Source organism: Micromonospora sp. ABR4_055 (genome assembly GCF_056160425.1).
In genome coordinates this window covers 1-8,694 of sequence record NZ_JBSWXD010000216.1, presented here as the reverse complement: position 1 = coordinate 8,694, position 8,694 = coordinate 1, and the positions used below count along the sequence as shown (strand labels likewise).

General features: G+C 71.2%; 7 protein-coding genes. 5 read left to right on the top strand and 2 right to left on the bottom strand.

Annotated elements, in window-relative coordinates; all coding sequences use genetic code 11:
- Window positions 1-848 (bottom strand): tRNA (adenine-N1)-methyltransferase (locus ACXAHD_RS29855; RefSeq protein ID WP_475054809.1); only part of this gene is annotated, 848 nt, incomplete at its 3' end.
- Window positions 845-1,951 carry a site-2 protease family protein gene (locus tag ACXAHD_RS29850; RefSeq protein WP_475054811.1) on the bottom strand — a complete coding sequence of 369 codons (1,107 nt, stop codon included), beginning with the start codon at window positions 1,949-1,951 and terminating at the stop codon, window positions 845-847. The genes ACXAHD_RS29850 and ACXAHD_RS29855, both read right to left, overlap by 4 nt.
- Before the next feature lie 161 nt (window positions 1,952-2,112).
- Here ACXAHD_RS29850 and ACXAHD_RS29845 point away from each other — a divergent pair, with 161 nt between their 5' ends.
- The 5 genes from ACXAHD_RS29845 (at window position 2,113) to ACXAHD_RS29825 (ending at window position 8,568) form a co-directional block, all read left to right on the top strand.
- The gene (locus tag ACXAHD_RS29845; RefSeq protein WP_353850335.1) at window positions 2,113-2,997 is read left to right on the top strand and encodes a RecB family exonuclease; all 885 of its coding nucleotides are present in this window, start codon (window positions 2,113-2,115) and stop codon (window positions 2,995-2,997) included.
- A gap of 65 nt (window positions 2,998-3,062) precedes the next feature.
- The gene (locus ACXAHD_RS29840; protein WP_289212808.1) at window positions 3,063-4,361 is read left to right on the top strand and encodes a sensor histidine kinase; all 1,299 of its coding nucleotides are present in this window, start codon (window positions 3,063-3,065) and stop codon (window positions 4,359-4,361) included.
- Window positions 4,358-5,056, top strand: a complete 699-nt coding sequence (locus ACXAHD_RS29835; RefSeq protein WP_281554809.1) for a response regulator — start codon at window positions 4,358-4,360, stop codon at window positions 5,054-5,056. Before ACXAHD_RS29840 ends, ACXAHD_RS29835 begins: the two co-directional genes overlap by 4 nt.
- Before the next feature lie 198 nt (window positions 5,057-5,254).
- Window positions 5,255-6,022 (top strand): ABC transporter ATP-binding protein, encoded by a 768-nt coding sequence (locus ACXAHD_RS29830; RefSeq protein ID WP_289212807.1) that lies wholly within the window; start codon window positions 5,255-5,257, stop codon window positions 6,020-6,022.
- Window positions 6,022-8,568, top strand: coding sequence for an ABC transporter permease (locus ACXAHD_RS29825; RefSeq protein ID WP_281554807.1), 2,547 nt, complete (start codon window positions 6,022-6,024; stop codon window positions 8,566-8,568). The genes ACXAHD_RS29830 and ACXAHD_RS29825 overlap by 1 nt, the downstream gene beginning before the upstream one ends.
- Window positions 8,569-8,694: the final 126 nt, after the last annotated feature.

Below are 8,694 nucleotides of genomic sequence, written 5' to 3'. Positions count from 1 at the left end.
GCGCTGACCCCCGGTGCCAACCGGCGGGCCGACACCAGAAACGCGGTATGCCCGATCATCCGGTGGTCGGGCCGCACCGCCAACCCGTCGACATGCCAGTCCCGCACCAACGACTCCCACGCCCGAGGCTCGGTGAACCCGCCGGCGGCGCGCAACGCCTCGACCAGTTCGCTCAGCTGCGGCGTGGTGGCGACGTAGCCGACGAAGACCCCGCCGGGCAGCAACGCCCGGGCCACCAGGTCCAGCACCTCCCACGGCGTCAGCATGTCCAGGATGATCCGGTCGAAGCCGACCTCCGGGCAGGACGCGACGTCACCGACGTGCAGCCGCCAGGCCGGGTGCGGGCCGCCGAAGAACGCCTGCACGTTCGCCCGGGCCACCTCGGCGAAGTCCGCCCGGGCCTCGTACGAGTGCACCTCACCGTCGGTGCCGACGGCGCGCAGCAGCGAACAGGTCAGCGCGCCCGACCCGGCACCGGCCTCCAGCACCCGGGCTCCCGGGAACACATCACCCATCGCCACGATCTGAGCGGCGTCCTTCGGATAGATCACCTGAGCCCCGCGCGGCATGCTCAGCACGTAGTCGGCCAGCAGCGGCCGCAGCGCGAGGTACGCGGTACCGCCGGCCGACGTCACCACGCTGCCTTCGGGCAGGCCGATCAACTCGTCGTGCGACAGGGCACCGCGATGGGTGTGGAACGACCGACCGGCAGCGAGCGTGACGGTGTGCATACGCCCCTTCGGGTCGGTCAACTGCACCCGGTCGCCCGGCTGGAAGGGGCCACGCCGGGTGGAGATCGGCGTGGTACTGACATCGCCGGATGCCACGGCGGTCGGCGGAGGGGTCACTGGCTCATCTTTCGGGTCGGTTCCAACAACTGCGCCAGATCGGCGACGTGCAGCACGCCGATCACGTCCTCGCCCCGGGTCACCAGGTACTGCGCGCCCGGATGTTCCTGCACGGTACGGACCACCTGCTCGCCGGTGAGGTCGACCGGGATCCGGCGGACCCCGTCGATACCGCGCGCGACGGTGTCGACCGCCACCCACGGACGGCGCTCCGGCGGAACCGCAGCGGCCGCAGCCCGGTCCACCAGCGCCACCAACCGGCCGAACGAGTTCGTCACCGCCATGGCCGGCTCCCGCCCACCCGGTTGCGCCGGGTGGGCGCCGGCGACCCGGCGCTGCGCCTCAGCCAACGGCGTCCCGCTCGGCACCGGAAAGACCGGCCGGGCGAGCGCCGCCAGGTCGACCAGTGGGAACCGGCGGCCGATGCGCGCGACCCGGATCGACTGGCCGGCACCCTGCCAGAGGGTGAACGCCACCAGCAGCATGAAGATCAGCCCGAACGGGGACAGGATACCGGCCAGCGTGAGCAGCACCACCAGGCCGGCGGTGCCCGCCGCAACGGCCCGACCGACCCAACCGGCGGCCTCGGTGCCGACGTGGCGGTCCCTGGTCACCGCCCAGACCGCGGCACGCAGCGCGCGCCCGCCGTCTAGGGGCAGCCCCGGCAACGCGTTGAACACCGCCACCAGCAGGTTCGCCGCCGCCAACTGGAACGCCAACTGGTTGATCAACGTACGGTCCGGCAGCAGCACGGTCGCCACCACCGAGACCAGGCCCAGGACCAGCGACACCGCCGGACCCGCCAGCGACACCAGCAGGTCGACCTTGGGGGTCGGGGCGTCCCGGTCCATCTCGGTGTAGCCGCCGAGCATCTCCAGGGTGATCCCGCGGACCCCGATGCCGTAGCGGCGGGCGGTCAACGCGTGCCCCAGCTCGTGCAGCAGCACCGAACCGAGCAGGCAGACCACGAAGCCCAGGCCGACCGCGTAGCGGGCCGGCTGCGGCACGTCCAACTGGGTGCGGACGAACTCGCCGTACAGCACGGTGACCAGGATCGCCAGGAACAGCACCGAGGTGTGGAGGTGCACCGGGAAGCCGAGCACCCGGCCGAGGCTGATCCCCGGCCGCCGGTCAGGGCGCCGGTCGGGGCGTTTCGCGGTGTCCTCCATCGGGTTGATGCTACGGAACGCCGTACCGGCCGGCGCGCACGGTTTGTCGCCGCGCCGCCGGCCGGACTGTCACAGCGGTGCCATACCCTGCGTGCATGACAATCGGCCCGGACATCGCGCCCGACGTCGAACCACCCCGGCTGGCCACGTTGTCGCCGTCGCGGGCGGCCGATTTCAAGACCTGCCCGCTGCTGTACCGGTTCCGCAGCATCGACCGGCTGCCCGAGCGAACCACCGTCGACCAGGCCCGGGGCACCCTGGTCCACGCCGTCCTGGAGCGTCTGTTCGATCTGCCGGCCGACCAGCGCACCCCGGCGGCGGCCGCCGACCTGGTCGCCCCGCAGTGGCAACGGCTGCTGGACACCGACCCGACGCTGGCCGACGTCGTCACCACCGGGCCGGCGGAGCCGACGCCGGACGAGCAGGCGGGCCGCCCGGAGCTGGACGAGTTCCTGGCCGCCGCCCGACACCTGCTCGACGGTTACTTCACCGTCGAGGATCCCCGCCGGCTGGAACCGGCCGAACGGGAGAGCCTGGTCAACGCGGTGGTCGACGGGCAGCTGCTGATCCGCGGCTACATCGACCGGCTGGACGTCTCCCCCGCCGGGGACCTGCGGGTGGTCGACTACAAGACCGGCGGTGCCCCCCGAGAGGCGTTCGAGTCCCGGGCGCTGTTCCAGCTCAAGTTCTACGCTCTGGTGCTGTGGCGTACCCGTGGCGTCGTCCCCCGGGTGCTCCGGCTGCTGTACCTGCGCGACGCCGAGATCTGCGACTACACGCCGGACGCCGAGGAGCTGCAGCGGTTCGAACGCACCGTCCTGGCGCTGTGGCGGGCGATCCTGCAGGCCACCGAGAGCCGGGACTTCCGCCCCAAACAGAGCCGGCTCTGCGACTGGTGCAGCTACCAGGCGTACTGCCCGGTGTATGGCGGGACCCCGCCGCCCTTTCCCGACCTGGCGCAGGACCTGGTCTCCTCCTGAGGGAGGAGACCAGGTTCGCACCGTGGTGGGCGCGACGCCACCGCCGTACCGGATACCGTCGCGACATGGAGCCCACCGAGCCGGACCGGTCCACCGGACCGCACGGGTCGCGGTGGTGGCGGTGGTGGTGGCGGTGGTGGCGTACGGCCCGGGGCGCCGGCACGACCGGACCGGTGCCGCCGGTGCTGGCCCGCGACGGCCTGCTCGCCGCCACGGTCGTCGGGGTCGATCTGGCCCTCCAGGCGCTCGGGCCGACCGGTCAGCCCGGCCCGAACCTCGGCTGGCCGGCCGTCGTCGGCTGGAGCCTGATCGCGGCGGCGCCGATCGCGGCACGCCGGGTCGTCGTCTGGCCGGCCGTGCTGGCCAGCGCCGCGATGGTGGCCGTCCCGCTGCTGACCGGCCACGAACCGGTGAGCATGGCGCTCGCCCTGATGATCCTGACCTACACCGCGGCCTGCTGGCTGGCGCTGCGCCCGGCGGTCGTCGCCACCGCCGTACTGTGGCTGCCGGTGCTGACCGTCAACGCGGCGCTGCCACAGGGTGCCGAAATGCCGGGAATCTCCCGGTTGTACCTGCTGTTCGTCAACGGACTGACCATGCTGGTCGCCTTCTTCATCGGGCGGACCGTGCACGCCCGTCGGTCGGCGACGCGGACGCTGGCCGAACGCGCCCGGGTGGCCGAGGAGAACCAGCGGGCGGCCGCGGACCAGGCGGTCGCCGACGAACGGCGGCGGATCGCCCGGGAGCTGCACGACGTCGTGGCCCACCACGTCAGCGTCATGGGGGTGCTGGCCACCGGTGCCCGTCGGGTGCTGCACCGCGACCCGGCCGCCGCCGACGAGGCGCTCGGCACCATCGCCGACACCAGCCGCAGCACGCTACGGGAGATGCGTCGGCTGCTCGACGTCCTGCGCACCGACGCCGAACCGGCCGACGCCGAGCTCACCCCGCAGCCAGGGCTCGGCGGCATCGAGTCCCTGGTCGAGCAGATCCGCGAGGCGGGTCTGCCGGTGACCCTGCGGATCGACGGGGTACCCGGGGACCTGGATCCCGGCGTGACGCTGACCCTCTACCGGATCGTCCAGGAGGCGCTCACCAACGCGCTCAAGCACGCCGGAGCGGCAACCGCCGAGGTGCGGCTCAGCTTCGGCGTCTACTGGCTGATCGTCGAGGTGTTCGACACCGGCCGCGGTCCCGGTCCGGACCGCGGCCGGGTCGGGCACGGTCTGGTCGGAATGCGGGAGCGGGTGGCCCTGTACGGTGGCACGCTGCGGACCGGCCCGCGCCCGGGCGGCGGCTTCCGCATCTACGCCAAGCTGCCGATGGAGCAGCTGGGGGCGGCTACCCGACAAGGAGCACCGTGACCGAACCCGGCATCGCCGCGCCGTCCACCACCCGTCCGGTCCGGATCCTGCTCGCCGACGATCAACCGCTGCTGCGCACCGGATTCCGGATGGTCCTCGGCGCCGAGGACGACCTGGACATCGTCGGCGAGGCGGCGGACGGGGCGGAAGCCGTCGACCTGGCCCGCCGGCTCCTGCCCGACGTCGTGCTGATGGACATCCGGATGCCCCGGATGGACGGGGTGGCGGCGACCCGGGCGATCGTCGACGCCCGGCTGCCGGTCCGGGTCCTCATCCTCACCACTTTCGACCTCGACGAGTACGTGGTGGGGGCGCTGCGCGCCGGTGCCAGCGGCTTCCTGGCCAAGGACGTGCCCGCCGAGGATCTGGTGGCCGCCATCCGGACAGTAGCGGTCGGTGAGGCCGTGGTGGCTCCCCGGATCCTGCGCCGGCTGTTGGACAAGTTCGCGCTCACCCTGCCCGATCCGGACGCGGCGCCGCCGAAGGCGCTGGACGTGCTCACCGAACGGGAACGTGAAGTGCTCATCCAGATGGCCCGAGGACTGTCCAACGCCGAGATCGCCAGCACCCTGTCGGTCAGCGAAACCACCATCAAGACCCACGTCGGACACGTGCTGACCAAACTCCGACTGCGGGACCGGGTCCAGGCCGTGGTGCTGGCGTACGAGTCCGGCCTGGTCCGCCCTGGCGGATGAGTCCGGCCCGAGCCTGCCCTAACGGATGAGTCCGGCCCGAGCCTGCCCTGGCGGATGAGTCCGGCCCGCCGGGATCATTCTCAGGTCGGAGGAGCGCCCCCGTCACGGGCGGAGTGGTGAACCGTTCCCGGGCAGGACCCGGGCAGGGCGACCGGAACATACCGTTGGCGGCAGACAACAACGGTAGGAGTCTCCGACGTGACAACGACGACAGCGACCGGACCAGCCGCCCGGGCAGCCGACGTGTGGAAGGTGTACGGCACCGGCGAAGCCCAGGTGATCGCCCTGCACGGCGTCACCCTCGACCTGGAACCCGCCCGGTTCACCGCCATCATGGGGCCGTCCGGCTCGGGCAAGTCCACTCTGATGCACTGCCTCGCCGGGCTCGACACCGTCACCCGCGGCACCATCACCATCGGCGACACCACTGTCACCGGACTCAACGACACCGGGCTGACCAGACTCCGCCGGGACAAGCTCGGCTTCATCTTCCAGCAGTTCAACCTCCTCCCCACGCTCACCGCCGAGGAGAACATCCTGCTGCCCATGGCGATCGCCGGCCGCAAACCCGACCCCGCCTGGTTCGACACCGTCATCGACACCGTCGGCCTGCGTGACCGCCTGCACCACCGACCCACCCAACTGTCCGGCGGCCAGCAGCAGCGGGTCGCCTGTGCCCGCGCCCTCGTCGCCCGCCCCGACGTCGTCTTCGCCGACGAACCGACCGGCAACCTCGACTCCCGCGCCGGCGCCGACGTCCTCGGCTTCCTACGCAACTCGGTACGCGACCACCAGCAGACCATCGTCATGGTCACCCACGACCCGGTCGCCGCCTCCTACTCCGACCGCGTCGTCTTCCTCTCCGACGGCCGTATCGTCGACGAGCTACAGCAGCCGACCGCCGAGGCGGTCCTCGACCGGCTGAAGGGCCTCGACGTCGCGGCGATCGAGCAGGAGCAGGTTTGATGCTGCGCGCCACGTTGAAGAGTCTGCTCTCCCGCAAACTGCGGCTGGTGCTGTCCGCAGTGGCGATCGTCCTCGGGGTGCTGTTCGTTTCCAGCGCCACGGTGCTCACCGACAGCTTGAGCAGCCGCTTCGAACGGCTCTTCCAGACCGTCAACGCGGACGTCGCCGTACAGGTGCAGGCGGCCGACACGGCCGGTCAGCAAGCGGAGCCGCCGCTGCTGACCGACGCTGACCTGAATCGCATCGCCGCTGTCAACGGGGTGGCGTCGGTGACCGGTGACGCCAGCTCTACCGGGGTGATCCCGTTCCGGGCCGCCGACGGCAAGGCGGTGCCGAGCCAGGCACCGCAGCTGGGCATCGGCCTGACCGCCGCCGGCGACGACGACGCGCTGCTCCAAATCGCCGAGGGACGCACGCCCAGCGCCGACGACGAGGTCGCGGTGACCCGGTTGACCGCCGAGCAGGCCGGCGTCACGGTCGGCGACCAGCTCCGGGTGTACGTCTCCAGCGCCTACCAGGCCAGCGAGTACGACGTGGTGGGCCTGCTGGAGTACAGCGGGGGCAGGTCCACCCTCGGTGGCGAGACACTGGTCGCCTTCACCGTACCACAGGCACAGCAGTTGTTCTACGGCGAGGCCGGGGTGTTCGGCACGGCACAGTTGACCGCCGACCCCGGTGTCACCGACGACGAGCTCAAGCGGCTGGTGGCCGACGAGCTGCCCGCCGGGTTCGAGGCGGTGACCGGCGCAGAGCTCGCCGACGAGCAGGCGTCCCAGTTCACCCAGCTGCTGACCTTCGTCAACTGGTTCTTCCTCGGGTTCGCGCTGATCGCGTTGCTGGTCGGCATGTTCCTGATCTTCAACACGTTCAACATCCTGGTCGCGCAGCGGTCCCGCGAGCTGGCCCTGCTCCGGGCACTGGGTGCCAGCTGGGCCCAGGTCACCTCGGCGGTGCTGATCGAGGCGCTGGTCGTCGGCGTGATCGCGGCCACCCTCGGCCTGGCCGCCGGCATCGGCGTCGCCGCCGGCCTGCAGTTCCTGGCGGTCGAAGCGCTGTCGCTGCCCGCTGGCGGGTTGATCGTCTCACCGGTCGCGATCCTGGCGTCCTACCTGGTCGGTGTACTGATGACCATGGTCGCGGCGTTGATTCCGGCGATCCGCGCCTCGGCGGTTCCGCCGGTGGCCGCGATGCGCGACGTGGTCCGCCCGGACCGGCCGCTGACCGGGCTCACCACTACCGGCGGGGTGGTCACCGCGCTCGGCGCGGGGCTGCTGGCCGTGGGTCTGATCGGTGTCTCCGGGCTGACCGCCGTCGCGCTCGGCGGTGGCGTGCTGCTGTCGATCATCGGCGTGGCGCTGCTGTCGCCCGCCCTCACCCGTCCGGTGGCCGGCACCGTCGGTCGCCTGGTCAGCTGGGGTACGGCGACCGGTCTCGGCCGACGCAACACGCTGCGCAACCCGCGGCGTACCGCTGTCACCGCCGCTGCCCTGATGATCGGGGTGACCCTGGTCAGCACCATCGCGGTGATCGGGTCGTCGTTGAAGGCAACCACCACCGACCTGGTGGAGAACGGCCTCGGGGCCGAGATCATCATCTTGACCAACGGCCAGCAACTGCCGACCGGGCGGGAGGGTTTCGATCCCGCACGCCTCGACCAGGTAGCCGAGATCGACGGTGTGACCGGCACCGTCGCGTACCACATCGCGATACTGACCGCCGACGGCCGCCCCAACCAGCTCATCTCCGCCACCGACCTGTCACAGGCCGGCCCGATGTTCGCTCTCGAGACCGTACAGGGCCGCCTCGACGCCGGCGACGGCGAGACGGTGGTCGACGTGAACACCGCGCAATCCAACGGATGGACGGTCGGCGACGACATCGTCATCGACATGCCGCGTGGCGGCGAACGGGCCTACGAACTCGTCGGCGTCTACCGCACCGCGCTCACCGCCGGGCTGATCCTGCCCGAGTCCCAGGTGCAGTACCTCGCCGGGCCGCTGGCCTACCAGGGGTTCGTCGCCACCACCCCGGACGCCGACGTGCAGCGGATCGTCGCCGAGACCGAGGCGCTGATGGCCGACTACCCGTTGGTGACGGTCGGCGACCGCAGCAGCTTCGTCGAGCAGCAGAACCAGCTGGTCGACATCCTGCTCAGCATCTTCTACGTACTGCTGGCCCTCGCAGTGCTGGTGGCCTTCATCGGAATCGTCAACACCCTGGTGCTGAGCATCTACGAACGCACCCGGGAACTCGGGCTGCTACGCGCGGTAGGGATGAGCCGACGCCAGGTCCGCCGGATGGTCCGCGTCGAATCACTGCTGATGGCGGTCTTCGGCTGCCTGCTCGGTGTGGCGTTGGGCGTGGCGCTCGGACTGGCCGCGTCGTTCGCAATGCGCAGCCAGGACGTGCTGTCGGTGGTCAGCGTGCCGGTCGGCCAACTCGTCGGGTTCGTCGTCGCCGCCGCGCTGGCCGGCGTGGTCGCTGCCTGGTGGCCGGCCTGGCGGGCGTCCCGGTTGAACGTACTGCAGGCGATCTCGCACGAGTGACCGACCAGGCCGGGTGGAAAGGAAAACGAAAAAAAGGTGAGCGCCACCCAACAACAAAAGGAGAACGGGCCCGCGCAACAGAGGAAAAGAAAGCCGAGACGGCACCACCCAGGCACAAAAAACTGG

Bases quoted from the DNA above. Each gene is read 5' to 3' on its own strand.
- ACXAHD_RS29845 (WP_353850335.1), top strand. From the start codon at position 2,113: ATGACAATCGGCCCGGACATCGCGCCCGACGTCGAACCACCCCGGCTG.
- ACXAHD_RS29840 (WP_289212808.1), top strand. From the start codon at position 3,063: ATGGAGCCCACCGAGCCGGACCGGTCCACCGGACCGCACGGGTCGCGG.
- ACXAHD_RS29825 (WP_281554807.1), top strand. From the start codon at position 6,022: ATGCTGCGCGCCACGTTGAAGAGTCTGCTCTCCCGCAAACTGCGGCTG.